This is a genomic window from Microbacterium sp. UMB0228, assembly GCF_002871415.1.
Classification (GTDB): domain Bacteria; phylum Actinomycetota; class Actinomycetes; order Actinomycetales; family Microbacteriaceae; genus Microbacterium.
The window spans coordinates 196,147-221,510 of sequence record NZ_PNFU01000005.1; the positions used below are offsets into that span (position 1 = coordinate 196,147).

The 25,364-nt window shown below is 71.0% G+C and carries 28 protein-coding genes; 14 read left to right on the plus strand and 14 right to left on the minus strand.

All coding sequences use genetic code 11. The features are described 5' to 3' along the window. Positions 1–19: 19 nt before the first annotated feature. On the minus strand, positions 20–703 hold the full coding sequence (locus CJ226_RS13180) for a hypothetical protein (RefSeq protein WP_102209448.1): 684 nt from the start codon (positions 701–703) through the stop codon (positions 20–22). Between the two features lie 46 nt (positions 704–749). Then, a complete protein-coding gene (locus CJ226_RS13185; protein WP_025104883.1) occupies positions 750–2,135 on the minus strand; it encodes a glycine--tRNA ligase in 1,386 nt (461 codons plus the stop codon). A gap of 116 nt (positions 2,136–2,251) precedes the next feature. Between CJ226_RS13185 and CJ226_RS13190 the strand changes: the two genes are divergently transcribed. After that, a complete protein-coding gene (locus CJ226_RS13190; RefSeq protein WP_102209449.1) occupies positions 2,252–3,721 on the plus strand; it encodes a peptide MFS transporter in 1,470 nt (489 codons plus the stop codon). A 12-nt stretch (positions 3,722–3,733) separates the two neighbouring features. Here CJ226_RS13190 and CJ226_RS13195 read toward each other — a convergent pair whose 3' ends face one another. Together CJ226_RS13195 and CJ226_RS13200 are read right to left on the minus strand one after the other, a co-directional pair. Continuing rightward, entirely contained in the window at positions 3,734–4,423 is a 690-nt protein-coding gene (locus CJ226_RS13195) for a GNAT family N-acetyltransferase (protein WP_025104885.1), read from the minus strand. Positions 4,424–4,471: 48 nt separating this feature from the next. Beyond that, a complete protein-coding gene (locus CJ226_RS13200; RefSeq protein WP_102209450.1) occupies positions 4,472–5,092 on the minus strand; it encodes a hypothetical protein in 621 nt (206 codons plus the stop codon). Positions 5,093–5,148: 56 nt separating this feature from the next. Here CJ226_RS13200 and CJ226_RS13205 point away from each other — a divergent pair, with 56 nt between their 5' ends. Then, positions 5,149–6,588, plus strand: coding sequence for an MFS transporter (locus CJ226_RS13205; protein WP_102209451.1), 1,440 nt, complete (start codon positions 5,149–5,151; stop codon positions 6,586–6,588). A 90-nt stretch (positions 6,589–6,678) separates the two neighbouring features. On the opposite strand, the gene CJ226_RS13210 is transcribed toward CJ226_RS13205, so the two are convergent. The 5 genes from CJ226_RS13210 to CJ226_RS13230 all read right to left on the minus strand — a co-directional run bounded on the left by CJ226_RS13210 (position 6,679) and on the right by CJ226_RS13230 (position 12,411). Beyond that, positions 6,679–7,077, minus strand: a complete 399-nt coding sequence (locus tag CJ226_RS13210; protein WP_102209452.1) for a hypothetical protein — start codon at positions 7,075–7,077, stop codon at positions 6,679–6,681. Positions 7,078–7,449: 372 nt separating this feature from the next. Continuing rightward, positions 7,450–8,415, minus strand: a complete 966-nt coding sequence (locus CJ226_RS13215) for a serine hydrolase (RefSeq protein WP_102209453.1) — start codon at positions 8,413–8,415, stop codon at positions 7,450–7,452. A gap of 112 nt (positions 8,416–8,527) precedes the next feature. After that, positions 8,528–10,513, minus strand: coding sequence for a M13 family metallopeptidase (locus CJ226_RS13220; protein ID WP_102209454.1), 1,986 nt, complete (start codon positions 10,511–10,513; stop codon positions 8,528–8,530). A gap of 45 nt (positions 10,514–10,558) precedes the next feature. Then, positions 10,559–11,716, minus strand: coding sequence for a sensor histidine kinase KdpD (locus tag CJ226_RS13225; RefSeq protein ID WP_062637170.1), 1,158 nt, complete (start codon positions 11,714–11,716; stop codon positions 10,559–10,561). Continuing rightward, positions 11,713–12,411 (minus strand): response regulator transcription factor, encoded by a 699-nt coding sequence (locus CJ226_RS13230; protein WP_102209455.1) that lies wholly within the window; start codon positions 12,409–12,411, stop codon positions 11,713–11,715. Before CJ226_RS13230 ends, CJ226_RS13225 begins: the two co-directional genes overlap by 4 nt. 158 nt (positions 12,412–12,569) lie before the next feature. On the opposite strand from CJ226_RS13230, the gene CJ226_RS13235 reads away from it, so the two are divergent. Both CJ226_RS13235 and CJ226_RS13240 read left to right on the plus strand, forming a co-directional pair. Beyond that, positions 12,570–13,022, plus strand: coding sequence for a DM13 domain-containing protein (locus CJ226_RS13235; protein WP_062637174.1), 453 nt, complete (start codon positions 12,570–12,572; stop codon positions 13,020–13,022). Further along, the gene (locus CJ226_RS13240) at positions 13,019–13,498 is read left to right on the plus strand and encodes a DoxX family membrane protein (protein WP_062637176.1); all 480 of its coding nucleotides are present in this window, start codon (positions 13,019–13,021) and stop codon (positions 13,496–13,498) included. Before CJ226_RS13235 ends, CJ226_RS13240 begins: the two co-directional genes overlap by 4 nt. A 1-nt stretch (position 13,499) precedes the next feature. Here CJ226_RS13240 and CJ226_RS13245 read toward each other — a convergent pair whose 3' ends face one another. Next, a complete protein-coding gene (locus tag CJ226_RS13245) occupies positions 13,500–14,048 on the minus strand; it encodes a DUF1992 domain-containing protein (RefSeq protein ID WP_102209456.1) in 549 nt (182 codons plus the stop codon). A gap of 93 nt (positions 14,049–14,141) precedes the next feature. Here CJ226_RS13245 and CJ226_RS13250 point away from each other — a divergent pair, with 93 nt between their 5' ends. Next, positions 14,142–15,464, plus strand: coding sequence for an MATE family efflux transporter (locus tag CJ226_RS13250; protein ID WP_102209457.1), 1,323 nt, complete (start codon positions 14,142–14,144; stop codon positions 15,462–15,464). A 72-nt stretch (positions 15,465–15,536) separates the two neighbouring features. Here CJ226_RS13250 and CJ226_RS13255 read toward each other — a convergent pair whose 3' ends face one another. Continuing rightward, complete coding sequence (locus tag CJ226_RS13255) at positions 15,537–16,202, minus strand: TrmH family RNA methyltransferase (RefSeq protein WP_219719925.1); 666 nt, start codon at positions 16,200–16,202, stop codon at positions 15,537–15,539. Positions 16,203–16,286: 84 nt separating this feature from the next. Between CJ226_RS13255 and CJ226_RS13260 the strand changes: the two genes are divergently transcribed. From CJ226_RS13260 to CJ226_RS18145, 6 genes are all read left to right on the plus strand, one after another. Next, positions 16,287–17,588 (plus strand): Nramp family divalent metal transporter, encoded by a 1,302-nt coding sequence (locus CJ226_RS13260; protein ID WP_374754537.1) that lies wholly within the window; start codon positions 16,287–16,289, stop codon positions 17,586–17,588. A gap of 20 nt (positions 17,589–17,608) precedes the next feature. Further along, positions 17,609–17,908: a hypothetical protein gene (locus CJ226_RS13265; protein ID WP_025104896.1), complete on the plus strand. Its 300-nt coding sequence runs from the start codon at positions 17,609–17,611 to the stop codon at positions 17,906–17,908. 43 nt (positions 17,909–17,951) lie between these two features. Further along, entirely contained in the window at positions 17,952–18,584 is a 633-nt protein-coding gene (locus CJ226_RS13270) for a metal-dependent transcriptional regulator (RefSeq protein ID WP_062637184.1), read from the plus strand. A 96-nt stretch (positions 18,585–18,680) separates the two neighbouring features. After that, a complete protein-coding gene (locus CJ226_RS13275; RefSeq protein ID WP_025104898.1) occupies positions 18,681–19,490 on the plus strand; it encodes an HAD-IIA family hydrolase in 810 nt (269 codons plus the stop codon). A 1-nt stretch (position 19,491) separates the two neighbouring features. Beyond that, positions 19,492–20,061, plus strand: a complete 570-nt coding sequence (locus CJ226_RS13280) for a YdeI family protein (protein WP_102209458.1) — start codon at positions 19,492–19,494, stop codon at positions 20,059–20,061. Next, a complete protein-coding gene (locus CJ226_RS18145; protein WP_168429049.1) occupies positions 20,058–20,222 on the plus strand; it encodes a hypothetical protein in 165 nt (54 codons plus the stop codon). Before CJ226_RS13280 ends, CJ226_RS18145 begins: the two co-directional genes overlap by 4 nt. Before the next feature lie 21 nt (positions 20,223–20,243). On the opposite strand, the gene CJ226_RS13285 is transcribed toward CJ226_RS18145, so the two are convergent. Then, entirely contained in the window at positions 20,244–21,437 is a 1,194-nt protein-coding gene (locus CJ226_RS13285) for an anhydro-N-acetylmuramic acid kinase (protein ID WP_102209459.1), read from the minus strand. Between the two features lie 202 nt (positions 21,438–21,639). Between CJ226_RS13285 and CJ226_RS18150 the strand changes: the two genes are divergently transcribed. Continuing rightward, the gene (locus tag CJ226_RS18150) at positions 21,640–22,107 is read left to right on the plus strand and encodes an apolipoprotein A1/A4/E family protein (protein ID WP_180964607.1); all 468 of its coding nucleotides are present in this window, start codon (positions 21,640–21,642) and stop codon (positions 22,105–22,107) included. Positions 22,108–22,115: 8 nt separating this feature from the next. Here the strand turns inward: CJ226_RS18150 and CJ226_RS13295 are convergent, their stop codons facing one another. Both CJ226_RS13295 and pyrE read right to left on the minus strand, forming a co-directional pair. Further along, positions 22,116–23,018 carry an ROK family protein gene (locus CJ226_RS13295; protein WP_102209460.1) on the minus strand — a complete coding sequence of 301 codons (903 nt, stop codon included), beginning with the start codon at positions 23,016–23,018 and terminating at the stop codon, positions 22,116–22,118. Next, positions 23,015–23,575 (minus strand): orotate phosphoribosyltransferase, encoded by a 561-nt coding sequence (gene pyrE, locus CJ226_RS13300; protein WP_102209461.1) that lies wholly within the window; start codon positions 23,573–23,575, stop codon positions 23,015–23,017. Before pyrE ends, CJ226_RS13295 begins: the two co-directional genes overlap by 4 nt. A 37-nt stretch (positions 23,576–23,612) precedes the next feature. On the opposite strand from pyrE, the gene CJ226_RS13305 reads away from it, so the two are divergent. Beyond that, positions 23,613–24,458 carry an exodeoxyribonuclease III gene (locus CJ226_RS13305; RefSeq protein ID WP_102209462.1) on the plus strand — a complete coding sequence of 282 codons (846 nt, stop codon included), beginning with the start codon at positions 23,613–23,615 and terminating at the stop codon, positions 24,456–24,458. Between the two features lie 28 nt (positions 24,459–24,486). Continuing rightward, the gene (locus CJ226_RS13310; RefSeq protein ID WP_257996657.1) at positions 24,487–25,359 is read left to right on the plus strand and encodes an HAD family hydrolase; all 873 of its coding nucleotides are present in this window, start codon (positions 24,487–24,489) and stop codon (positions 25,357–25,359) included. Positions 25,360–25,364 lie beyond the last annotated feature (5 nt).

Here is a 25,364-nt window from a genome sequence, read left to right on the forward strand (position 1 = left end):
AGAACCCGGGGTCTCGGCGTCAGCGGCGAGGGCGGGAGGAGAGGCGGGAGTGGGCGGCGGGGACGGCGAAGAGGAGGACGATCGCGAGGACGATGCCCCGGACGATCCAGAGGCCGGGCTCCCAGATCACCTCGTAGTTCCCGGGGAGACCGAGGAACGCGGCGATGATCGACCCCCACGACGCGCGACCGCTGCTGTCCGTGTCGATCGAGAGTCCGCCGACGATGGAGAGCACGCCGAGGCTCAGCAGCACGATCGGCATGATGAGGGCGCCGGGCTTCGCCTCCCCGCGCGCGATCAGGCGGATCACCGTCACGAGCGATACGAGCGGGAACACGAAGAAGAACCACACGAGGGCGCCGAGTAGCAGCCCCACGACGATGAAGACCGGCACCCAGAGGAGCATCCAGGGGCCTTCGTCGGCGACGAAGTAGTCCGGGTCGCGGAGGATCGCGACGACGAAGCCCGCCAGGGTCCCCAGCGGGAGCACCGCGAGCACCCACCAGAACACGGCCTTCGGCACGCGTTTCCGGTCCCCCAGCCGCGTCATCACGATCTGGATGATGACCGCGGCGGCGAGTGCTGGGAGGCCGAACATCGCGATGATGGGCCCGGCGCCGTCGTTCTCCCGCAGGTCGAGCACCGTGAGGATCATCCACGACACGGCGAGCGCGCCGAGCACGATGGCCGCGACCGGACGCACGGGCGAGGCTTCTCCCCGTGCGCCGGCTCCCCCCGGTGCCGTCACGTCAGGCGCCGCGGAGGCGCTCCGCCAGGTAGGCGTGCAGCTCGTCGATCGGGACGCGCTCCTGCGCCATCGTGTCGCGGTCGCGCACGGTCACGGCACGGTCGTCGAGCGAGTCGAAGTCGACCGTGACGCAGAACGGCGTGCCGATCTCGTCCTGGCGGCGGTAGCGACGACCGATCGCACCGGCGTCGTCGAAGTCGACGGCCCACGAGCCGCGGAGTGTGTCGGCCACCTCGCGGGCGAGCGGCGACAGGTTCTCGTTGCGCGACAGCGGGAGCACCGCCGCCTTGACCGGAGCCAGGCGCGGGTCGAGCTTGAGCACGGTGCGGGTGTCGGTGCCGCCCTTGGCGTTGGGCACCTGCTCCTCGACGTACGCGTCGACGAGGAAGGCCATCATCGCGCGGGTGAGACCGAACGACGGCTCGATCACGTACGGCGTGTAGCGCTCGCCCGTGGCCTGGTCGAAGTACGTCAGGCTCTGGCCGGAGGCCTCGCTGTGGCTGGAGAGGTCGTAGTCGGTGCGGTTGGCGACGCCCATGAGCTCGCCCCACTCCTTGCCTGCGAAGCCGAAGCGGTACTCGACGTCGATGGTACCGGCCGAGTAGTGCGCGCGGTCCTCCTCCGGCACGTCGAACTGCCGCATGTTCTCCGGGTCGATGCCGAGGTCGATGAACCAGTTCCAGCACGCCTCGACCCAGTGGTCGAACCACTGCGGCGCCTCGGCGGGCGGCGTGAAGAACTCGATCTCCATCTGCTCGAACTCGCGGGTGCGGAAGATGAAGTTGCCGGGGGTGATCTCGTTGCGGAACGCCTTGCCGACCTGGCCGATGCCGAACGGCGGCTTCTTGCGGCTCGCGGTGAGCACGTTCGAGAAGTTCACGAAGATGCCCTGCGCGGTCTCGGGGCGCAGGTAGTAGAGGCCGGACTCGTCGTCAACGACGCCGAGGTAGGTCTTCACCAGACCGGAGAAGGCCTTCGGCTCGGTGTACTGGCCCTTGGTGCCGCAGTTCGGGCAGGGGATGTCGGCGAGACCGTTCTCGGCCTTGCGGCCCTTGCGCGCCTCGAAGTCCTCGATGAGGTTGTCGGCGCGGAAGCGCTTGTGGCACTGCAGGCACTCGACGAGCGGGTCGGTGAAGGTCGCGACGTGGCCCGAGGCCTCCCACACGCGCTTCGGCAGGATGATGCTGGAGTCGAGACCGACCATGTCGCCGCGGCCGCGCACGAAGGTCTGCCACCACTGCCGCCGGATGTTCTCCTTCAGCTCGGTGCCGAGGGGTCCGTAGTCCCAGGCCGACCGGGAACCGCCGTAGATCTCACCCGCCTGGAACACGAAACCGCGGTGGCGGGCGAGGGCGATGACCTTGTCGAGGCGGGACTGTTCGGCCACGGTGGCTCCAATGGTCGGATGCGGAGAATGCCCGTGAGCACGGGCACCCCCATTCTATCCGGGGCCGGAGCGCAACCCCTGGCCGCGGGACCCGCGGGAGGAGTACCGTCCCACGCATGAGCACCACCGCGCAGCCGCCCGCCTCCCGCGACGAGGACACCCGCTTCTTCGGACAGCCGTGGTCGCTCGTGCACATCTTCGGCGTGGAGATGTGGGAGCGCTTCAGCTTCTACGGCATGCAGGGCATCCTGCTCATCTACCTGTACTTCTCGGCGACCCAGGGCGGCCTCGGCATCCCGGAGGCGGTCGCGGGCGGGATCGTCGGCGCGTACGGCGGCTCGGTCTATCTGTCCACCATCCTCGGGGCCTGGATCGCCGATCGCCTGTTCGGCGCGGAACGGGTCCTCTTCGTCAGCGCCATGGTGATCGTCGCGGGACACCTCGCGCTCGCCCTCGTGCCCGGTGCGGTCGGCGTCGGCGTCGGCCTCGTCCTCGTGGCGCTCGGGTCGGGCGGCCTCAAGGCGAACGCCACCTCGGTGGTGGGCAGCCTCTACCGCGCCGATGATCCCCGGCGCGACGCCGGCTTCTCGCTCTTCTACCTGGGCATCAACCTGGGAGCGTTCCTCGGCCCGCTCCTGACCGGCCTGCTGCAGTCGACGCTCGGCTTCCACTGGGGCTTCGGGCTCGCGGCGCTCGGCATGACCCTCGGCCTCATCCAGTACGCGTTCGGCCGCAAGGCACTGCCCGCCACAGCCCGCGAGGTGCCGAACCCGCTTCCTCGCGCCCGCTACGCTCTGGTCGGAATCCTCGCGGGTGCCGCGATCGTGCTCATCGCCGTGCTGGTGCTCACCGGCGTCATCCGCGCCGACAACCTGGCGGCGCTGGTGATCGGGGTCACCGTCGTCGCCACGGTCGTCTACTTCTCGGTGATCCTCAGCAGCCGCCGGATCGACAGCACCGAACGGTCCCGCGTCTGGGCCTTCGTCCCGCTCTTCATCACCAGCGTCGCGTTCTGGTCGCTGTACCAGCAGCAGTTCACCGTGCTGACGATCTACTCCGACAAGCGGCTCGACCGCGACCTGTTCGGGTGGGAGATGCCGGTGTCGTGGGTGCAGTCGATCAACCCGGTGTTCATCATCATCCTGTCCGGGGTCTTCGCGGCGATCTGGACGAAGCTGGGGACGCGCCAGCCGTCCACCCCCGTGAAGTTCGGGCTGGCCGCGATCATCATGGGCTCCGCATTCCTGCTGTTCCTGCCGTTCTCCGGCGGCGGGGCGAACTCGACGCCGCTGCTCGCGATCGTCGGCATCCTCTTCGTGTTCACCGTCGCGGAGCTGCTGATCTCGCCGGTGGGTCTGTCAGCGGCGACCAAGCTGGCGCCGTCCGTCTTCCGGACTCAGATGGTCGCGCTGTTTTTCCTCTCCATCGCGCTCGGAACCGCGATCTCGGGAGAGCTGGTGCGGTTCTACGACCCCGAGAACGAGGTGCCGTTCTTCTCGATCCTCGGCGGCATCGCGATCGTCGTCGGCATCGGGCTGCTGCTGAGTGTGAAGCCGGTGCTGCGGCTCATGCGGGGCGTGCGGTGACGGCCCCGGCGATCACGCGGTGAAGAGGTAGCCCCGGCCGGTCTCGAAGCCCGCGATGTGGAGGCCGCTGCCGAGCAGGCCCTCCATCTGCGCGCGCAGGCGCAGTCGCCACTCGTGCGCGGCCGCGGGGTCGGACTCCCGCATGCCCTCGATGTCGTCCGGGATCTCCAGCGTCTCGACGACGGCGTCCTCCGCCGGGGGCTTGGCGATGTCCGCGAGCGCCCACTCGACGTCGAGGCGGTCGCTCTCGTCGCCCGCGTCGCCGCCGCCGAAGATGCCGTACCGGTTCACCGAGTACCCCGTGGCGCGGGCACCGAGGACGGTGAGGAAGAAGTGCGCGTTCCGGGCGACCAGCGGGTCGAAGGTCCAGGTGATGCGACCGACGTCGCGGGAGAACGCCCACTGCCGCTGGTGCTCCTTGAGCTCACGGCCCCATCCGCGCCCCCGGTACTCGGGCAGCAGAGCCGTGATGTGCGAGTGCATGGCGCGACGGGCCGGTTCGCCGAAGAAGGCGATCGAGGCGCCGACCATGCGCTCCTCGTCGCCCTCGCCGTCGAAGAAGCCGACGACGTAGTTGCCCGACTGCTGCAGGGCGCGCAGGGTGCCGGCGTCCACCACGCGCTGCGGGCCCCGGATGGAGTCGAGCAGGCTCTGGGCGTCGAGGATGAGTTCAACGGTGTCGAGATCGCGGATGGTTCGCACGATCCCAGTCTGCCCCTCCTCCGCCCGTTCGCGGAAACCGACTCCGGCTCACCGGTACGGGAAGGCCTCGCCCCCGCCCGCGACGAGCGCCTCCGCGACGATGCGGAGGTGGTCCTCGGCCATGCCCGCCGGCAGCGGCGGCAGGATCCCGTCCCAGAGCGCGAGCACCGCGCCGCGGCCCTGCATCATCCCGGCCGGTCGGGCCAGCGCCCACATGTGCATGTGCGCGGAGCCGTCGTTCCAGCGCCCGAAGTGACAGCGGGCGACGCCGGGGATGCTCTTGACCGCCTCGGACACGCGCTGCATCAGCGGCCCGAGGGCGGCGAGCACGTCCTGCGGCGCGTTCTCCAGGAGCCAGTGCTCGCGCGGCGCGACCCCGCCGATGAAGGGCAGCCCGCCGACGTCCCACCCGGCACGCACCTGCCAGAGGTCGTCGTGCCAGATGGTGTGCACGCTCGGACCGCAGTGGCCGCACGCGGCGGGATCGTGCTCGCCGGCGCGGGGCTTCTCCGGCACGAGCATCGGCTCGAGCGACCGCATCGTGACGCTCTCGAACGCCCACGGCAGACCCTCCGCGAGCGCCGAGGCGTCGAGCACCTCGCCGATCGGGAGCCGGCGGTGGTACGCGGAGTCGGCGGGGTGCTGCGCGGGCGCGGTGTCGTCGGTCATCCGGCCATGCAACCACATCGGCCCCTCCCCTCCGGGAACGCCGATAGCCTGAGCCGGTGGGTGCGAACGACGACAGAGCCAGGAAACGCCTCTCCCGTACCCCTCCGCGGTGGGCGATCATCGCGGTGCTGGCGTTCGCGGGCCTGTGCTCCTCGTTCATGTTCACCCTCGTCGTGCCGCTGCAGGCCGAGCTGCCGCAGCTGCTGAACTCCTCCCGCGAGGACACCACCTGGGTGGTCACGATCACCCTGCTCGTGGCCGCCGTCGCGACCCCGATCTCCGGCCGTCTCGGCGACATGTACGGCAAGCGGCGGGTGGTCGTCGCGCTCCTCGCGATCCTCATCGTGGGGTCGGTCATCGCCGCGCTCTCCGAATCGATCGTCGGCGTCATCATCGGCCGCGCCCTCCAGGGGGCCGTGACCGGCGTCGTCCCCCTCGGCATCGCCATCATGCGCGACGTGCTGCCGCCCGAGCGCCTCGGCACCGCGGTGGCCCTGATGAGCGCCACCATGGGCGTCGGCGGGGCGATCGGCATGCCCGTCGCCGCGCTGCTCGCCGAGAACGCCGACTGGCACATGCTGTTCTGGCTCGCCGCCGCCCTCGGAGTCCTCGGGCTGCTGCTCGTGCTCGCCGTGGTGCCGGAGGACGTGCTCCGCTCCCCCGGGCGCCTCGACGTGCTCGGCGCCATCGGACTCGCCATCGGCCTCACCGGTCTGCTCCTGTTCGTGTCGCGCGGCGCCGAGTGGGGCTGGACGGCGCCGCTCACCCTCGTCTGCGTGATCGGCGGCGTGGCGGTGCTGCTGCTGTGGGGCTGGTACCAGCTGCGCACGGACGATCCGCTGCTCGACCTGCGGGTCGCGGCCCGGCCCGCCGTGCTCTTCACGAACATCGCCGCCATCGGCATGGGCTTCGCCCTGTTCGCCTCGAACGTCACGTTCCCGCAGATGCTGGAGATGCCGGCGGTGGGCGGCGCCGGCTTCGGGCTCGACATGGTGGCCGCGTCGCTCGTGATCATGCCGGCGGGTCTGGTCATGATGGTGATCTCGCCGCTGTCCGGGTGGCTGGAGCGCACCGTGGGGCCGCGCCCGCTCTTCACCGTCGGGGCCATCGCGATCGTGCTCGCCTACGTCTTCGTGCTGCTGTGGTCGACCGAGGTGTGGCACATCTTCGTCGCCAACATCTTCATCGGCGTCGGCATCGGGTTCACCTTCGCCGCGATGCCCATGATCATCATGCGCTCCGTGCCGGCGAACGAGACCGGCGCCTCGAACGGGCTGAACGCGCTGTTCCGCTCCGTCGGCACCTCGACCGCTTCGGCCGTGATGGGCGGGGTGCTCGCGGCGATGAGCGTGGACATCGGCGGGGTGGCCGTGCCGACGCGGGCCGCGTTCGAGGTGTGCTTCTGGCTCGCGATCGCCGCCGGCATCGTGGCCGTGGTCCTGTCGCTGTTCATTCCGCGACGGCGCGCCGAGGAGCCGCACCCTTCGCTGCGCTGACCCGTTCGGCGGTCGTTGATTCGCATCGAGGTCGCAGAGATTCCCGTAGAACGTGCGACCTACGGCGGATCTGCGACCTACGGCGGAGGGTCAGCGGGAGATCGTGCGCGGATCCGGGTCGTCGGCACGCGGTGGCCGCAGCCGGGCAGGAAGCGGCCACGGCAGGGTGAACTGTGCGGTCGCGGGTCGGGTCATGTCCCCGAAGTCGTCGACCTTCACGATGATGCGCCCCGGCGTGCCCTCTTCGTCCGGCGTCACCTCGAGGATGCGCACCCGCAGCGGGCGGTCACCCTCTCCCTCGAGCATCCACGGGTCGGCGAGCCAGGCGATGCCGTGGTCCTCCAGCGCGGCCTCCGCGTCGAGCCACTCGCCCGGGCCGGAGACTCTGCGCCCGAGGACATCGACGGCGATCCAGTCCTCGCCTTCCGGATGGATCCAGCCGAGCAGCTCGCCGTCGTCGCGGCGGTGCGGGGTCCAGGCATGAGGCATGCCCCGATGCTAGCCCGTGCGTCGCGCGACATCAGGCGAGCGCGCGACATCAGGCGCTCGCGCGGCAGCAGGCGCTCGCGCGACATCAGGCCGGGTGCACCCCCGACGCCTGATGCCACGCGGGTGCCTGCGTTCGCGCGCGGAATTCCGGGGACGTGGGAACAGGAGAACACGCGAGGTCAGGCGACCGCGGGAGGTCAGGCACGTTCCATGCAGGAAGCCTGATGCCACGCCGATGCCTGAGTTCGCGTGCGGGATCCCGGGCGCGTGGAAACAGGGGAACACGCGAGGGCAGGCGACCGCGGGAGGTCAGGCTCATTGCCACCCTGGAAGCCTGATGCCACGCGGATGCCTGCACGCGGTCAGGCGGAGTCAGTGCGTGTATTCCATGAGCTCGACGCCGAGCACGCGGAAGGCGTCGTGCGCGCGGAGACGGTGGCTGATCGACAGGTCGTCGAAGCACACGATCAGGGAGTAGGCGACACCGGCCCGCGGCCCCGCGAGCACCCCCGCCTCAGCGCGCACTCCCCGGTCGCGGCCGGTCTTGTTCACGAACAGCAGGCCGTGCGCGTCGTGCTCGTGCGCGAAGGGGTCGAGTCCGGTCGAGGCGGCCACGAGGCTGAGGTCCTGGTTGAGGCTGAGCCACTCCGACACCTGCGCGCTGACGGCGGCGTCCACGACCTGGGAGTTGACGAGGGCGGAGAACAGACCCGCGAGCTCGCGCGCCGACCCCACCGCGACCTGCGGGGCGTCGTCGGGACCGCGGCGATCACGGAACCGGTCGAGCAGGGCGGTGCGCCGCAAGCCCAGTCCCTCGATGCGCTCGCGCACCCGGTCGTGTCCCACCTTCTGCAGCAGTACGTTCACGGCGATCGGGTCGCCCGCGGTCGCGGCCAGCACGGCGAGGTCTTCCAAGGGCAGTGCCGGGGCCCGCAGGTGCCGCCACAGCCCGGAGCTCTCCACGGCCTCGACGCTCGTGCGCTCCACGATCTCCAGCGGGTCGAGGGCGCCGGACTCGAACGCCGCCGCCACCTCGATGAGCAGCGGGACCACGCCGAGGCCGGCGACGGGCATGGTCACGTGGTCGTCCCCCGCCAGGACATGCACGTGGGAGTCGAGGTCGACCACGTGCACCGAGACCTGCGCCCCCGCGTTCGCGAGCCCTTCGAGGGCCTTCAGCGTCGACGTGAATGACCGGCGTCCCACCGCGACGCGACGGGGCAGACGGCGGGCTCCGGGACGCTGCGATCGGCGTCCGCTCGACGACTCGGGCGCACCCCCGGACGCTCCGGGAACCGCGGGGTTCCGGAACGCGTCACCAGGGTCGATCGCACCCACGCGTGGTCCTTCAGGAGGGGGAGAGAGGCAGCACATCCGGGAAGGAGCTCCCCGGCGGCAGGGCTATCGTAACCCCACCGCCGGGATGCGCCTCACAGAGTCCGACGGTTGGTCACCAGATGGTCACCCGGGAGGACTCCGGGAGCCACAGCGCGTCCTTCTCCGTGACGCCGAAGGCCTCGTAGAACGCGTCGATGTTGCGGACGATCTGGTTGCACCGGAACTCGTTGGGCGAGTGCGGGTCGATGGTCAGCAGCCGCAGCGTCTCGGCGTCCCGGCTCTTCTGCTGCCAGACCTGCGCCCACGACAGCAGCAGCCGCTGCACACCGGTGTAGCCGTCGATGACCGGGCCCTCGACAGGCTCGGGGACGGCGGGATCCGTACGCAGCGACAGCTCATACGCCTTCAACGCAATGCCCAGTCCGCCCAGGTCGCCGATGTTCTCGCCGATGGTGAGGGCGCCGTTCACGTGATGCTCGGCGTCGAGACCCTCCGGCACGAGGGCGTCGTACTGCGCGATCAGCTCCTTGGTGCGCTCCTCGAAGGCGGCGCGGTCGGCGTCGGTCCACCAGTCCTGCAGGCGGCCCTCACCGTCGTATCGGCTGCCCTGATCGTCGAAGCCGTGCCCGATCTCGTGCCCGATGACCGCGCCGATCCCGCCGTAGTTCGCTGCGGCGTCGCGCCCCGCGTCGAAGAACGGGTACTGGAGGATCGCCGCGGGGAACACGATCTCGTTCATCGAGGGGTTGTAGTACGCGTTCACCATCTGCGGCGGCATGTGCCACTCGGTGCGGTCGATCGGCGTGCCGACCTTGTCGATGTTGCGGTCATGCTCGAAGATCGCCGCGCGGCGGACGTTGCCGAGAAGGTCGGTGCGATCGATCTCGAGCGCCGAGTAGTCGCGCCACACCTCGGGGTGCCCGATCTTCGGGGTGAAGGCGTCGAGCTTCGCGAGCGCCCGCTCCCGGGTCTCGGCGGTCATCCACTCCAGCGTCTCGATGCTCTGCCGGTAGGCCTCGACGAGGTTGGCGACGAGCTCGTCCATCGCCGCCTTCGCCGTCGGCGGGTAGTGCCGCTCGACGTAGACCTTGCCGATCGCCTCACCCAGCGCGCCCTCGGTGACCGAGACGCCCCGCTTCCAGCGCTCGCGGATCGTGGGCACGCCGGTGAGCTGGGTGCCGTAGAACGAGAAGTTCTCCTGCACGAGGTCGTCGGTCAGGTACGGCGCCGCGGCGTGCACGACCTTCGCGCGCAGCCAGGCCTTCCAGTCGTCCAGGCGCTCGGCCGTGAGGAGACCGCCGAGTCCTTCGAAGAAGCTCGGCTGCGCGACGACGACCTCGTCGAACGCCCGCGGATTGGTCGGCGTCACGGCCTCGCGCCACGGGGTGAGGTCGACGCCGGCGAGGGTCTGGAGCTCGTCCCAGGTCTTGAGGTTGTAGGTGGCGACGGCGTCGCGGCTGCGCACGTTGTCCCAGTGGTGCCCGGCGAGCTCGGTCTCCAGCGCGATGGACCGCTCGGCCTGCGCCGCCGCGTCGGGGACCCCGGCCAGGTCGAGCAGGCGTTCCAGGTGCTCGCGGTACGCCGCCCGCGTCTCGGCGAACGTGTCGAGACGGAAGTAGCTCTCGTCCGGCAGCGAGAGTCCCGCCTGCACCAGGACCGGGAGGTAGCGCTCCGGGTTTCCGGGGTCGCCGTCGACGTACAGACCGATCACCGCCGCGCGGCCCTCCCGGTCGTACGCGCCCACGGTGCGCAGGAACGCGGGGACGCCGTCGATCGCGTCGATCTCGGCGAAGGTCTGGGCCAGCGGGGTCACGCCGGCCGCGGCGATGCGCTCGGTATCCATGAAGCTCGCGAACAGGTCGCCGATCTTGCGGGCGAGGGTCCCCTCCTCCGCCTCCTGCGACTCCTCGACGATCGCGCGCACGTCCTTCTCCGCCTGCTCGGCCAGCAGGTGGAAGGAGCCCCAACGGGCCTTGTCGCCGGGGATCTCGGTGCGAGCGATCCACGCGCCGTTCACGTGGCGATACAGATCGTCCTGCGGGCGGATGTCGGGGCTGAGGTCGTCGAGCGCGAGGCCCGCGGGAAGCACGTCGGTCATGCGCTCCAGCCTATGGCCGGGGTCCCCCACGGTGTCCAGAAGACCTCACTCCGCGCGTCCGGGAACACCCACCGGGAGGGACACGTTCATGCGGAAGCCCGCGGCGGTGTGTTCGGCGAAGACATCGCCGCCGTGCGCTCGCGCCAGTCCCCTGGCGATGGACAGCCCGAGCCCCGCCCCCGAGGCGACCCCGTCGTCGCCCGCCGTCGCGCGCGCCGTGTCCTCACGCCAGCCGACGTCGAACATCCGATCCAGGTCTTCGACCGCCACCCCGGCCCCCTGGTCCAGCACGCCCAGCACGAGACGATCCCGGTCGATCATCGAGGCGGACACGACGATCTCCGTCCCCGGCGGCGCGTGCCGGACGGCGTTCGTGAGCAGGTTCACCACGATCCTGCCGAGCTGGTGGGGATCGGCCCACAGCACCGGTCCCGCGATGCCCCGCTCCACGATCCGGACGTCACGCTTCGCCGCTGCGGCAGCGACATCCGCGACCGCGTCGGACACGACGTCCCGCAGGATCACCTGTTCCGTCTGGAGTTGCACCGCGCCGGACGTGAGGCGCGAGAGCTCGAAGAGGTCGTCGACCATCCGGCTCATCGTCTCCACCTGCCCCCGCACCTGGCCGGCGAAGCGCTCCGGTGCGACCGCGGCCCCCTCCTCCATGCCCTCGGCGAGCACGCGCAGGGCCGTGAGGGGGGTGCGCAGATCGTGGGAGATCCAGGCGAAGAATCGCCGGCGAGCGGAGTCCAGCCGCACGAGCTCGGCCCTGGCCGCGTCCACCTCGGCCGAGACCGCTGTCAGCTGCGCCGAGAGATCGGCGAGTTCCCGGGAGGCAGCGGCTCCACCCACGGGGGCGTCCGTCCGGCCGATCCTCCCGAGCGACGCCGAGAAGTGCGCGATCCATGCCCGCACCGTCCGTGCCATGCACCAGGCCATCCCCAGGCCGAGCACCAGCGACACCACGATCACGGTGAGCAGGATCGTCAGGTCATGCGACGAGAGGTACATCTGGAGCGCGATCGCGACCACGGCGCCCGCCATCGCGACCGTGCCGGCGCTCGCCACGACCATCAACTGCGCGCGCAGCCCGCGGCCGCGCAGGGCTCTCAGCAGCAGCAGGGCGACGGCGGCGACGCCGATCGCGACCAGCAGACTCGTCCCGATGATCTGCAGGATGACCGCACCGGACAGCACCGTCATCGGCTCTCCTCCATCGCGCGGAAGCGATAGCCGATGCCCCACTCTGTGAGCAGGTGGCGAGGATCCTGCGGGTCGTCCTCGATCTTCTCGCGGAGACGCCGCACGTGCACGGTCACGGTCGAGCGCTCCCCGACGCTCCACCCCCAGACCTCGCGCAGGATCTCCTCGCGGCCCAGCGCCCGGTCGTCATTGCGCACGAGGAAGAGGAGCAGGTCGTACTCCCTTCCCGTGAGCGCGATCTCCTGTCCCCGCACCCAGGCGCGCCGACGCAGCAGGTCGATCACGAACGCGCCGCTCCGGAGCTCCCCTGACGACGCCTGCGCGGCCCTCGCTCGACGGACGAGCGCCGCGACCCGCATCGACAGCTCCCGCATCGAGAACGGCTTGGCGAGATAGTCGTCGACGCCGAACGCGAAGCCATCGATGCGGTCCTCCACCTCGCCGAGTGCAGTGAGCATCATGATCGGAACGGCGGACGCGGCGCGCAGCTCGCGGCAGAGCTCGTCACCGCTGATCCCGGGGAGCATGCGGTCCACGATCACGACGTCGGGCACGGCCTCTCGCAGGGCTCTGCGCGCCGAGACGCCGTCGCCGAAGCTCCACACCGCATAGCCCTGCGCCCGCAGGTACTCTCCGACGGCCTCGCGGACCGTGGGGTCGTCCTCCACGACCGCGACGCTGACCTCGCTCTCCATGCGGACGAGAGTAGCCCGCGCGGCGGGAGGCCTTCCGCCATTCTTACGGTTCTGAAAGGACTTCCCCACCGCTCTCGACCGCTTCGTAGCGTGCTCTGCAGCACGCCCGACCGGCACCGGCCTCTGCGGGCTCGTCTCTCACCGAACAGGAGATCCTCATGCGTAAGATCCTTCTCACCACGACCGCTGCGGTCGGGCTCGCCCTCTCCCTCGCCGCCTGCAGCCCCCAGGACTCCGGCACCTCGTCCGCGCCGTCCTCCTCCGCATCGCAGAGCATGGCGGACGACAAGGCGGCTGCCGAAGACACGACCGCCAAGACCGGGGAGTTCACCGGGCTCAACGGCAAGAAGGTGGCCGGGACGGTCTCGGTGTCCGATGCCGAGGTCATGCTCTCGGAGTTCTCCTCGGACGAGGGACCCGACCTGCACGTCTACCTCACCACCGGGACGGACGAGGCCGCGATCGCCGCCGGGATGCTCGTCGATGCGGTCTCGTACGACACCGCCTCGCAGTCCTTCGCACTGGACGGGGTGAAGACCGGGGAGTACTCGCACGTCGTGATCTACTGCGACAAGGCGAAGGCGGTCTTCGGAGCAGCCGAACTGTCATGACCGCGCCACGATCCGCCCGCCTCCTGGTCTGCTCGCTGCTAGGAGCAGCCGCCCGGGTGGCGGTCGGCGTCCTGTGGCTCGTCGAGGGGACGCTGAAGTACCGCGCGGGGTTCGGCGCGGCCGACATCGAGCTCGTGGCGCAGAGCGCGCAGGGGAACACGAGGGTGCCGGACTTCTTCGCCCCGATCGGGGCGGCGATGTCCTCGGCGTCGGCATTCTTCGGGGCCGCGGTCCCGGCACTGGAGGTCGGGTTGGGCGTCCTCCTCGTGTCGGGGCTGCTTACCCGGATGGCCGCGTTCGTGTCGGTCGGGACCCTGGCGCTCTACTGGAGCGCGGATCAGCTGATCACGCAGTACCCCCTGATGGTGGTGCTGTCCGCGATGGTGCTGCTGGTCGTCGCCTCCGGGCGGTTCGGGGTGGACGGCGCGATACGGGCGCGGCGGGCGAGGCGTCCGGTGGAGGGACCGGGCGTCTGAGTCACCCCCGGCGCCGGCGCCCGAACCGTCGGCGCCGGGGAGGGCTCTCGGGAAGAGACGGCCGCACCGCCCTGCGCTCCCGCCACGCGGCGACCTCCGCCTCGACATCGCGCAGGGGCGTCACGACGGGAGGCCCGCCCTGCAGCTGCCGCCTGGCCTCCCGCACGCGGCGGTTGAAGTCCTCGAGGACGTCGCGCACGTCGGACTCCCGGCCCAGGAGATCGAGCTGGCCGTCCAGCTCGCGGTCCTCGGTCCGCAGCAGGATGGCCGGAGGCCCGAGCCCGGTCAACCCCTCGGTCTCGATCTTGCGGCGGATCCACCAGTCCGGGTCGTGGTGGTCCCCGAGCCCTTCGAGCGGCTTCCCCGCCCCCGGCAGATCGTCGAAGTCGCCGCGACGAATGGCGACCTGGATGGCGGACTCGACGAACGCGGCCCGATCCACCGCCGCCGCGGCGCCCGGCGGCGTACCCGTCTCAGCGTCGTCCGCGTCGCTGCCGCCCTGTTGCTGCCGCGCCCGATAGCGCGCAGCGGCTTCGCGGGGATCCGTCATGATGCGCCTCCGTCCGCTCGGAGCTCCTCCTCCACTGTACGTCGGGTCCGGACAGCGGTCTCGGGGGCCGGCAGCACGTCCTAGGCTCGGAGGATGGCCGCCCGCACCTCCTTGAACCGCGAGATCCTGCGTCTGGCGGTCCCCGCCCTCGGCGCGCTCATCGCGGAACCGGCCTTCCTCATCGTCGACGCCGCCCTCGTCGGACACCTCGGCACCGTGCCGCTCGCCGGCCTCGGCATCGCCGGTGCCGTGCTGCAGACGATCGTCGGGCTCATGGTGTTCCTCGCGTACTCCACCACGCCCGCCGTGGCGCGGCGGTTCGGAGCCGGCCGACCGGGAGAGGCGGTCTCGGTGGGGATCAACGGCATGTGGCTCGCGCTCGGCCTCGGCGCCGTGCTCGCAGTCGTCGGCGCCGTGTCCTCCCCCTGGCTGGTCTCCCTGTTCGGGGCGAGCACCGAGGTCGCGGCACAGGCCACCGAGTACCTCGTGATCTCGATGTGGGGTCTGCCGGCGATGCTGATCGTGTTCGCCGCCACCGGGCTCCTGCGCGGGATGCAGGACACCATGACCCCGCTGTGGATCGCAGGCATCGGCTTCGGCGCGAACGCGCTGCTCAACGCTCTTTTCATCTATGGGCTCGGTTGGGGCATCGCGGGTTCCGCCGCCGGGACGGTGACGGCCCAGTGGGGCATGGTCGCCGCGTACGCGCTGGTCGTCCGGCGCCTCGCGTCCCGGCACAGCGCGTCGCTGCGCGCCCAGCGTGACGGCCTGCGCCAGACGGCGACGTCGGGCGGGTGGCTGTTCCTGCGCACGGTGAGCCTCCGCGTCGCGCTGCTCGCCACGGTGGCCGTCGCAACCGGGATCGGCACGGAGGAGCTCGCCGGCTGGCAGATCGTGTTCACCATCTTCTCGGCGGCGGCCTTCGCGCTGGACGCGCTCGCGATCGCCGCACAGGCGCTCATCGGCAAGGAGCTGGGCGCCGGAGACGAGCAGCAGGTGCGGCGCGTGCTGGCGCGGACGGTCGCGTGGGGAGCCTGGTTCGGCGTCGTGGTCGGGGCGCTCATCGCGGCATCGTCCGGGGTGCTCGGCCTCGTCTTCACGGGCGACCGGGCCGTCGCGGACGTGGTGCAGCCCGCCCTCCTCGTCCTCGCGGTGGCGCAGCCGATCGCCGGCGTGGTGTTCGTTCTCGACGGGGTGCTCATGGGGGCGAACGACGCCCGCTACCTGGCGATCGCGGGTGGCCTCAATCTCGCCCCCTTCCTGCCCGCGCTCGGGATCATCGCCGCCACGGGCGTCGATGGCACCGCGGGGCTCGTGTGGCTGGCCGTCGCCTTCTTCGGCGTGTACCTGCTCGCGCGGCTCGCGACACTGGGCTGGCGGGTGCGGTCCGGACGGTGGCTCACCGCCTCGGCGTGACTCTTCCAGAGCCGACAGAACGGCGCCACTCCTCCCGGACGCCGGCCTGAGCGCGCACGACCGCCGCCCCGGTCACGACGCGTGGCGGCGACACCATTCGTACATGATGACCGCGGCGGCCGCGCTCGCGTTGATCGAGCGGGTCGAGCCGTACTGCGTGATCTCGATGTGACCGGAGGCGGCGGCCAATGCCTCCGGCGACAGCCCCGGCCCTTCCTGACCGAAGAGGAGGACGCAGGAGCGCGGCAGCTCGGCGCGGTCGACCGGCACGGCACCGTCGACGTTGTCGATCGCGATGACGGGCAGACCCTCTGCGGCCGCCCAGGCGGCGAAGGTCGCGATGTCCTCGTGGTGCACGACGTGCTGGTAGCGGTCGGTCACCATGGCGCCGCGCTTGTTCCAGCGACGCCGGCCGATGATGTGCACCGTATCGGCGAGGAACGCGTTGGCGCTGCGCACGATGGAACCGATGTTCATGTCGTGCTGCCAGTTCTCGATCGCGACGTGGAACGGATGACGCCGCGTATCGAGATCAGCGACGATCGCCTCCATGCGCCAGTAGCGATAGCGGTCGATGACGTTTCGCGTGTCGCCGTGCGCGAGGAGCTCGGGATCGTACTGCTCTCCCTCGGGCCAGGACGCGGGGCCGCCCGGCCACGGCCCGACTCCGTACCCGGGCTGCGCCAGCGACCCGGAGGGTGCCGTCAGGTCCGTGCTCTCGGGGTGCTGCGCATCCATCCCGCCAGGCTATCGCCGTGGCGGACGGCCTCCCGCCGCGACCTCGCCGAGAGCCTTCCCGGAGTCCTTTAGGCACACCGAAAAATGCGCTACGGTTTCGGTGTGCCTAAAAATCTCACCGCCTCCGTGATCCCCGCCCGCACCGCTTCGCCGCGCCTGCTGTGGCTGCTGGGACCGGCGCTGGTGGCGGGTGTGGCCTATCTCGACCCGGGCAACGTCGCCAGCAACATGACAGCGGGGGCGCAGTACGGCTATCTGCTCGTGTGGGTGGTCGTCGCCGGCAACGTCATGGCCTGGCTGATCCAGTACCTGTCCGCGAAGCTCGGCGTCGTCACCGGCCAGAGCCTCCCGGAGGTGCTGGGCCAGCGGCTGCGCCTCCCCTGGGCCCGCCGCGCCTACTGGCTGCAGGCCGAGCTGGTCGCGATGGCGACGGACCTCGCCGAGGTCATCGGCGGCGCCGTCGCCCTGAACCTGCTCTTCGGCGTGCCGCTGCTGTGGGGCGGCCTCATCACCGGGGCCGTGTCCATGGTCCTGCTCGCGGTGCAGAACCGTCGCGGCGCCCGACCGTTCGAGTTCGTGATCATCGGCCTCATGTTCGTGATCACGATCGGCTTCATGGCCGGCCTGTTCCTCGCGCCACCCGACCCGGCCGGCGTCGTGAGCGGCCTCGTGCCGCGCTTCGAGGACACGGGGTCCGTGCTCCTCGCCGCCTCGATCCTCGGCGCGACGATCATGCCGCACGCGATCTACGCGCACTCCTCCCTGGCGCGCGACCGGTTCGGTGCGACGAGTGCCGAGACGACCGAGGAGGCGGCCCGGATCGAGACCTCGCGGATCCGCCGCCTGCTCACGGCGACGCGCTGGGATGTGACGATCGCGATGGTCATCGCGGGCTCCGTGAACCTCGGCATCCTCCTGCTCGCGGCGGCGAACCTCGCGGGCGTCGCGGGCACCGACTCGCTGGAGGGGGCGCACGCCGCCCTCGCCGCAGGCCTCGGCCCGATCGTGGCGACCTTCTTCGCCGTGGGACTGCTCGCCTCGGGTCTCGCCTCGACCTCCGTCGGCGCGTACGCGGGCGCCGAGATCATGCACGGCCTCCTGCACGTGCGCATCCCCCTGCTGACCCGCCGGCTGGTGACGCTCATCCCCGCGCTGGTGATCCTCGGCATCGGGGTGGACCCCACGCTCGCCCTCGTCCTCAGCCAGGTCGTGCTGTCGTTCGGCATCCCGTTCGCGCTGATCCCGCTCGTCGCCCTCACCGCGCAGCGCCGCACGCTCGGCGCCTGGGTCAACCGGGTGTGGACGACGGTCGCCGGCGTCGTGGCCTCCGTGCTCCTCATCGCTCTGAACGGCGCCCTGCTCTGGCTGGTGCTGACGGGGGCATGACGCCGGATAGGCTCGACATCATGTCTGCAGACTCCGCCCGTCGCACCGTCCGCCTCCTCACCTGGAGCGGCTTCGCGACCGGGGTCATCGGCGGTCTGCTCATCGCGTTCCCGAAGGTCATCGGCCCCGCCAGCCCGTGGGTGCAGCTCGCGCTCGGCGTCGCGACCCTGATCTTCGCCTTCCGTGCCCGCAAGGTGGGCATCGCCGAGGTGGAGGGCTTCGACGGGCGCCTCTCGCTCGCCGCCGCCCTCCTGGGGTTCCTCGTGCTCTTCTTCGCGGGGCAGGCGGCCGTGATCCTGCTCGGCTCCGCGAGCGCCTGACTCCGGCCGCGGGTCCGGCCGACCGGACACGTAGAGTGGTGGGGTGGCATCCCCGGCAGCTGACGACTATCTGAAGACCGTCTACGCACACACCGAGTGGCAGGATGCGCCGATCACCCCCTCGGTCCTGGCGGCCAAGCTCGGCATCGCCCCGTCGTCGGTCACGGAGATGGTGAAGAAGCTCGCCGCGGCGGGGCTCGTGTCGCACGTGCCGTACGGAGCGGTCCGGCTGACGGACGCGGGGACCACCCGGGCCCTCGCGATGGTCCGCCGTCATCGCCTCATCGAGACCTGGCTCGTGCAGGAGTTCGGGTACGGATGGGATGAGGTGCACGACGAGGCCGAGGTGCTGGAGCACACCATCAGCGACCGGCTGCTCGAGGGCATCGACGAGCGCCTGGGGCGGCCGCGCTTCGACCCGCACGGGGACGCCATCCCGGACGCGGAGGGCCGCATCGAACGGGAGCCCTTCGTCCTGCTCGCCGACGCCCCGGACGGACACACCGGCCGTGTGCTCCGCGTCGACGACCGCGACCCGGAGCTGCTGCGGACCCTCGACTCCCACGGGGTCGTCGTGGGGACGACCGTGACGGTGACCCCGTCCGGCCTCACCCTCGACGGCACCGAGCCGCCGCTGCCCCCCGCCGCCCGCGACGTGGTGTGGTTGTCGGCCTGACCCCCGGCTTCGAATCGCGCACTTTGCGCCACATCGGCCGGGGATGGGGCCAATCAGGCGATTCGAAAGGAAAGGTGGGGCCTCTAGGCTGAGCACATGGCACACCGTGACGACATCGAATGCTGGCTCACCGACATGGACGGCGTGCTCGTCCATGAGAACGACGCCATCCCCGGAGCATCCGAACTCCTCGCCGGATGGGAGCGCAATGAGATCCCCTACCTCGTGCTCACGAACAACTCGATCTTCACCGCCCGCGACCTCTCGGCCCGCCTCCGTGCGAGCGGCCTGATCGTGCCGGAGGAGCGCATCTGGACCTCGGCGCTCGCGACCGCCGACTTCCTCGCGCAGCAGCTCCCCGGCGGCTCCGCGTTCGTCATCGGCGAGGCCGGCATCCTCACCGCGCTGCACGAGGCCGGCTTCATCATGACCGAGACGAACCCCGACTTCGTCGTCGTCGGCGAGACCCGCAACTACTCGTTCGAGGCCATCACGAAGGCCATCCGCCACATCATCAACGGCTCGCGCTTCATCGTCACCAACCCGGACGCCACCGGCCCGAGCGCCGACGGGGTGCTGCCGGCCACGGGAGCGATCGCCGCCCTCATCACCAAGGCCACCGGCAAGGAGCCCTACGTCGTCGGCAAGCCCAATCCGATGATGTTCCGTTCGGCCCTGAACAAGATCGGCGCACACTCGAAGAAAACCGGCATGATCGGCGACCGGATGGACACGGACATCGTCGCCGGCATCGAGGCGGGTCTGCACACGGTGCTCGTGCTCACCGGTATCAGCGACCAGCGGATCATCGAGCAGTACCCCTTCCGTCCGGACGAGATCGTCGATTCGGTCGCCGACCTCCTGCCGACCATCACCGACTCGATCCCCACCCTCGACGAGGACTGACGTGGGCGCCCTCGACGACGGCGAGCGGGTCACGGCGGCGGACGCCGCGGAGTGGCGCGCCTGGCTCGAGGCGAATCACGAACGCTCCACCGGGGTGTGGCTGCTGAGCGTGCGCGGCCGCGCCGCCACCGGCGTCGGCTACGAGGACGCCGTGCGGCAGGCGCTGTGCTTCGGGTGGATCGACGGCCCGGTGCGCACGTTCGACGACGAGACCGGCGGCCAGTGGTTCTCCCCGCGACGACCGGGGAGCGGCTGGGCCGCGACGAACAAGGCCCGCATCGCGGAGCTGGACGCGGCGGGTCTCCTCGCCCCCGCCGGGATCCGGGCGCGCGAGACGGCGAAGGCGAACGGCTCCTGGACCGTGCTGGACGGTCCGGAGGCCGGCATCGAGCCACCCGAGCTCACCGCCGCGCTCGACGCGGTGCCGGCGGCCAGGGCGAGCTGGGACGCGTTCCCGAAGTCGGTGAAGAAGTTCGGCCTCACGCAGATCGCGATGGCCAAGCGCGCGGAGACCAAGGCCGCCCGCATCGCGAAGATCGTGGCGGATGCCGCGGAGGGGAAGCGCCCATGAACCAGAGCGACCTGCTGTTCCTCGTCCTGATTCTCATCACGCTCACCTCGCTGACGGTCTTCGTTGTGCAGTTCGTGCGCTCCCGCCGCCGCGGCGGCGAGGACGACGGCCGTGCCGGCTGGTGGGAAGGCCCCTGGGACGACGACGACCGCCGGCGCTGAGCCGACGGTCACCGGGAGGTCTCAGGAAGCGGGCGCCGCCCCCGTGAGGGTGAGGGAGTCGATGGCCGGGACCGGCTCTGGCATCTGCAGCGGACCGGCGCCGGGCGTGATCGTGCCGAGAATGCGCGGCTCGCGCGCCCCCGTCCCGCCGGGGACGATCGCGGGGACGCCGTGCAGGGTCGACCAGCCGATGAGCGCGAGGAGGATGGCCTCCTTGCTGTCGGCGGGGGCGCCGAGCTCGTCGGCCAGGACGACCTCGGTCTGCGGCAGCGCGGTCCGCAGCCCGTCGAGGATCAGCGGGTTGCGGCAGCCGCCGCCGGACACCGCGAGGAAGCCGATCCCGGCGGCCTCGACGTCGCGGGCGACCGTGCGGACTGTGAGCTCGGTGAGCGTGCGCACGACGTCGGCGACCGCGATCTCACGTCCCTGCGCCGCGAGGTGCTCCTGCACGTAGGCGAGGTGGAAGTGCTCCTTGCCCGTGCTCTTCGGCGGGGTGAGGGCGTAGTACGGGTCCGCGAGCATGGCGTCCAGCAGCGCCTGGTCGACCCGTCCGGTCCCGGCGATCGCCGCATCGTCGTCATAGCCGAGCGGGTTGAGGTCGTGCGCGACGATGACGGCGTCGACCAGGGCGTTCGCGGGGCCGATGTCGTAGGCGACGAGGCCGTCCGGGCGGACGACGGTCATGTTGGAGATGCCGCCGAGGTTGAGCGCCGCCGAGACGCCGGCGCGGCCACGGAGCAGCAGCTCGTCGAGGAACGACACGAGCGGAGCGCCGTGGCCGCCCGCGGTGATGTCGCGGATGCGGATGTCGGAGACGACGGGCACACCGGTCTTCTCGGCGATCCAGGCGGGCTGCCCGATCTGGAGGGTGCCGAGCGCGTGGGCGCCGTCGACCCAGTGGTAGACGGTCTGGCCGTGCGAGCACACCGCATCCACGCCGCCGACCTCCGCCGCGATGTCGGCCGCGACGCCGGCGAACGCCTGCCCGATGAGGGTGTCGAGCTCGGCCACCTCGGCCAGGGTGGTCTGCGCCGGAGGGAGCGCGGCGATGAGGCGTGCCCGCAGCTCGGGATCGTAGGGGACGCTGATGGACGCGAGCACCGTGCCCCGGAGGTCGACGCCGTGCGCTGTGAACCCCCCGTTGGTGGCGAACTCGACGACGGCGGCGTCGATCCCGTCGTGCGAGGTGCCGGAGATCAGTCCCAGGACGCGCATCGATTTCCTTCCGACGAGAGGTATGTATCAAAACTACATCAGAGGCGTCCATGCTGTAACAGCGTTCCAGTATCGCTGCGCCCCTTCTCCTGCACACCTCAGCGGTATTGGTTACCTCTTCACAGATGCCAGAATTCCGACCGGCGCCCGCACGGCGACCACGTATCGTCGAAGCCACACCCGCACCGAGGAAGGGAACACCGTGTCCGCGGACACCCTCACGATCATCGTCAGCGCGATCGGCGTCGTGCTCACCCTCGGCGCGAGTCTGTTCGCGGCAGGGGCGTGGATGATCCGTCGCATCGACGAGCGTCTCGGCGCCGTCGACCACCGGCTCTCCACAGGCATCGGCTCCGTCGAAGAGAAGCTCGGCGCCCGCATCGACTCCGTCGAAGAGAAGCTCACCGCACGCATCGACACCGTCGAAGAGAAGCTCGGCGCACGCATCGACACCGTCGAAGAGAAGCTCGGCGCCCGCATCGACACCGTCGAAGAGAAGCTCGGCGCCCGCATCGACACCGTCGAAGAGAAGCTCACCGCACGCATCGACACCGTCGAAGAGAAGCTCGGCGCCCGCATCGATGCGGTGGCGGCGGACGTCACGGACCTGAAGATCGCCGTCGCCCGGCTCGAAGGGCCCCCGCGACACCTGCTCGTGTCAGGGAGCTGACACTCCCGTCAGCGCAGGACGAGGGCGGCGGCGCCGATCAGCGGCCCCTCGTCGCCCAGGCCCGAGCGGACGACGCGGGTGCGACGGGAGTACTCGTGCACGGCGCTGGCGGTGAGAGCCTGCTGGACGAGGTCGATGTAGTCCGCCGACACCCGCGAGAAGCCGCCGCCGATGGCGACGACGTCGAGGTCGACGAGGGTGGCGGCATCGGCCAGTGCCTCCCCGACGGCGCGGGCGGAGCGTTCGATCGCGGCGCGCGCGACGGCGACACCGGCCGCGGCGTCCCGGGCCAGGTCCTCCCCGGTCGCGCCGGACCAGCCCTGCTCCCGCGCCCAGGCGGCACTGGCGGGTCCGGAGGCGATCTCCTCGAGAGTGAGCCCGCCCTCGCGGCGCACCTGCCCGAGGTGCCCGGCGTTGCCGCTCGCCCCGGGCACATACGCACCGCCCACGACGAAACCGCCGCCGACGCCGGTGGACACGACGATCGACAGGGAGGCTCCCGCCTGCTGCGTCGCCCCCAGCCACGACTCCGCGAGCGCGAGCGCGCCGCCATCGTGACCCAGGACCGCCGGGACGTCCCGGCCGAGCGCGGTCGAGGCCGCACGGGCGACCGCATCGACGAGGCCGAACCCCCGCGCGAGGGGCATGTTCACCGGCAGGATCTCACCGCGGGTCCGATCCACAGGACCCGCGCTGCCGATCCCGGCGCCGACGAGCTCCGCGTCGGCGGGCAGGGCCGCGAGCGCATGCCGCACGATCGCGTCGACCGCCGCCGTCAACGACGCGGACGTCGCCTCACGGCCGGTGGGCTGCCGGCTGCGGCTGCCGGGGACGAGCGTGCCGTCGTCGGTGACGAGGGCGGCCTCCATCTTCGTGCCGCCCACGTCGACGGCCAGCGCGTAGCGGGTCACTGCGGGTCGAGTCCGAGGTCTTCGAGGTCGAAGGCCGCGCGCCACTCCAGGCCCTCGGCCTCGATGGCGGCCTGCGCACCGGTCTTGCGGTCGACGATCACCGCGACCGCGACGACCTCCGCGCCTTCCTTGCGCAGCGCCTCGACCGCCTTGAGCGCGGACTGCCCGGTGGTCGAGGTGTCCTCCAGCACGACCACGCGCTTGCCCTTCACGTCGGCGCCCTCGATCTGGCGACCGCGGCCGTGGTCCTTCGGCTCCTTCCGCACGACGAACGCGTCGAGCGGACGGTCGGTACCGACCGAGGCATGCAGGACGGCGTTCGCGATCGGGTCGGCGCCGAGCGTCAGACCGCCGACGGCGACGACGTCGAGGTCGGCGATCAGGTCGCGCATGATGCGGCCGATGGCCGGAGCGGCGCGGTGGTCGAGGGTGAGCTTGCGCATGTCGACGTAGTACGTCGCCTTCTTGCCGCTCGAGAGGGTGAAATCGCCGTGGAACACCGCCTCGTCCGTGATGAGGGCGAGGAGGGTCTGGCGGTCTGCGTCGAGTGCGGTCACGGCATCCAGTGTAGGAGGCACACCCTAGGCTGGACGCATGCGCTTGGCCACCTGGAACGTCAACTCCATCCGCACCCGCGTCACCCGCACCGTCGAGTTCGCCGTCCGTGAAGACATCGACGTGCTCGCGATGCAGGAGGTGAAGTGCAAGCCGGAGCAGTTCCCGTATGCACCGTTCGAGGAGGCCGGCTACCACGTCGAAGTGCACGGCCTGAATCAGTGGAACGGCGTCGCCATCGCCAGCCGGCTGCCGATCACCGACGTCCGCACCGCCTTCGACGGCATGCCCGGGTTCGCGAAGGGCCACGAGGGCCCCGATGCCCCACAGGAGGCGCGCGCGCTGGGCGTCATGGTCGACGGCGTGCGCGTCTGGAGCCTGTACGTGCCCAACGGCCGCTCGCTCGACGACCCGCACTACGTCTACAAGCTGCACTGGCTCGAGCAGCTCAAGCAGTCCACGGCGGCGGAGCTGTCGGCGAACCGCGACCTTCCGCTCGCCCTCGTCGGCGACTTCAACATCATCCCGTTCGACCATGACAACGGCGATCCCGACATCGTGGTCGGCCGCTCCACCCACGTGTCCCCCGCCGAGCGCGACGCGTTCTTCGCCCTGACCGACGCGGGCGTGACCGACGTCGTGCGCCCGCTGCTCCCCGAGGGCTACACCTACTGGGACTACCAGCGGTTGAAGTTCCCGCGCAACGAGGGCATCCGGATCGACTTCATCCTCGGCTCGAAGACGTTCGCCGATGCCGTCACCGGCGCGTCGATCCACCGCAACGAGCGCAAGGGCGAGCAGCCCAGCGACCACGTGCCCGTGGTGGTCGATCTGGACTTCGGCGGCGACGACGCCGACGACGACCTGCCGATGATCTTCTCCTGACCCTTCGACAGGCTCAGGGACCCATCGCATGGCAAGCTCAGGCCCTTCGACAGGCTCAGGGACCCATCGCATGACAGGCTCAGGGACCCATCCCGTGCGGCTGATCGCGACCGACCTCGACGGCACGCTGCTCGACAGCTCGTCCGCGGTGTCGCCGCGCACCCGTGCCGCGCTCGACGCCGCGCGAGACGCGGGCGTCGCGGTGGTGCCCGTCACCGCCCGCCAGCCGATCGGCCTGCGCGTGATCGCCGCCGACGCCGGCTTCGACGGGTGGGCCCTGTGCGGCAACGGCGCGTACGCGACGCATCTCACCGAGGGCCGCATGCTGTTTGCCGAGGAGCTGCCGCCCGCGACGCTGCGCACTCTCGCCGACGCACTGCGCGCCAGCGTCCCCGGCTTGCTCTTCGCGAGCGTGCGGGAGGGCGGCGAGACGTTCGTCGCACAGCACGGCTATGCGGCGATCGCGCAGCTGTCCGATCACAAGCGTGACCCCGCGACGATGGGCGGCGTGCCGCTGGACGAGGTGCTGGCCGCGCCGACGCTCAAGCTCGTGATCCGGCACCCCGAGCTCGCGCCCGCCGCACTCTTCGAGACCCTGCGGTCCCTCGGGCTCACCGGCTTCGAGGCCACGCTGTCCGGCGCCCCGTTCGTCGAGGTCATGGCGCAGGGCGTCACGAAGGCCACGGGACTCGCGCGCCTCTGCACGCACCTCGGCATCGAGCGCTCCGGCGTCGTGGCGTTCGGAGATGCCCTCAACGACGTCGAGATGCTCCGCTGGGCCGGTCACGGCGTGGCCATGGCGCACGCGGAACCCGTCGTGCAGGAGGCCGCGGACGAGACCACCGCGACCAACGACGACGACGGCGTGGCCCGCGTAATCGAGCGCCTGCTCGGTCACTGAACAGC

What these genes read in the sequence shown, in the direction of transcription:
- CJ226_RS13190 (WP_102209449.1), top strand. Translation starts at nt 2,252, where the DNA reads ATGAGCACCACCGCGCAGCCGCCCGCCTCCCGCGACGAGGACACCCGC.
- CJ226_RS13200 (WP_102209450.1), bottom strand. Translation starts at nt 5,092, where the DNA reads ATGACCGACGACACCGCGCCCGCGCAGCACCCCGCCGACTCCGCGTAC.
- CJ226_RS13210 (WP_102209452.1), bottom strand. Translation starts at nt 7,077, where the DNA reads ATGCCTCATGCCTGGACCCCGCACCGCCGCGACGACGGCGAGCTGCTC.
- CJ226_RS13220 (WP_102209454.1), bottom strand. Translation starts at nt 10,513, where the DNA reads ATGACCGACGTGCTTCCCGCGGGCCTCGCGCTCGACGACCTCAGCCCC.
- CJ226_RS13225 (WP_062637170.1), bottom strand. Translation starts at nt 11,716, where the DNA reads ATGACGGTGCTGTCCGGTGCGGTCATCCTGCAGATCATCGGGACGAGT.
- CJ226_RS13230 (WP_102209455.1), bottom strand. Translation starts at nt 12,411, where the DNA reads ATGGAGAGCGAGGTCAGCGTCGCGGTCGTGGAGGACGACCCCACGGTC.
- CJ226_RS13235 (WP_062637174.1), top strand. Translation starts at nt 12,570, where the DNA reads ATGCGTAAGATCCTTCTCACCACGACCGCTGCGGTCGGGCTCGCCCTC.
- CJ226_RS13240 (WP_062637176.1), top strand. Translation starts at nt 13,019, where the DNA reads ATGACCGCGCCACGATCCGCCCGCCTCCTGGTCTGCTCGCTGCTAGGA.
- CJ226_RS13245 (WP_102209456.1), bottom strand. Translation starts at nt 14,048, where the DNA reads ATGACGGATCCCCGCGAAGCCGCTGCGCGCTATCGGGCGCGGCAGCAA.
- CJ226_RS13250 (WP_102209457.1), top strand. Translation starts at nt 14,142, where the DNA reads ATGGCCGCCCGCACCTCCTTGAACCGCGAGATCCTGCGTCTGGCGGTC.
- CJ226_RS13255 (WP_219719925.1), bottom strand. Translation starts at nt 16,202, where the DNA reads ATGGATGCGCAGCACCCCGAGAGCACGGACCTGACGGCACCCTCCGGG.
- CJ226_RS13260 (WP_374754537.1), top strand. Translation starts at nt 16,287, where the DNA reads ATGCGCTACGGTTTCGGTGTGCCTAAAAATCTCACCGCCTCCGTGATC.
- CJ226_RS13265 (WP_025104896.1), top strand. Translation starts at nt 17,609, where the DNA reads ATGTCTGCAGACTCCGCCCGTCGCACCGTCCGCCTCCTCACCTGGAGC.
- CJ226_RS13275 (WP_025104898.1), top strand. Translation starts at nt 18,681, where the DNA reads ATGGCACACCGTGACGACATCGAATGCTGGCTCACCGACATGGACGGC.
- CJ226_RS18145 (WP_168429049.1), top strand. Translation starts at nt 20,058, where the DNA reads ATGAACCAGAGCGACCTGCTGTTCCTCGTCCTGATTCTCATCACGCTC.
- CJ226_RS13285 (WP_102209459.1), bottom strand. Translation starts at nt 21,437, where the DNA reads ATGCGCGTCCTGGGACTGATCTCCGGCACCTCGCACGACGGGATCGAC.
- CJ226_RS13305 (WP_102209462.1), top strand. Translation starts at nt 23,613, where the DNA reads ATGCGCTTGGCCACCTGGAACGTCAACTCCATCCGCACCCGCGTCACC.
- CJ226_RS13310 (WP_257996657.1), top strand. Translation starts at nt 24,487, where the DNA reads ATGGCAAGCTCAGGCCCTTCGACAGGCTCAGGGACCCATCGCATGACA.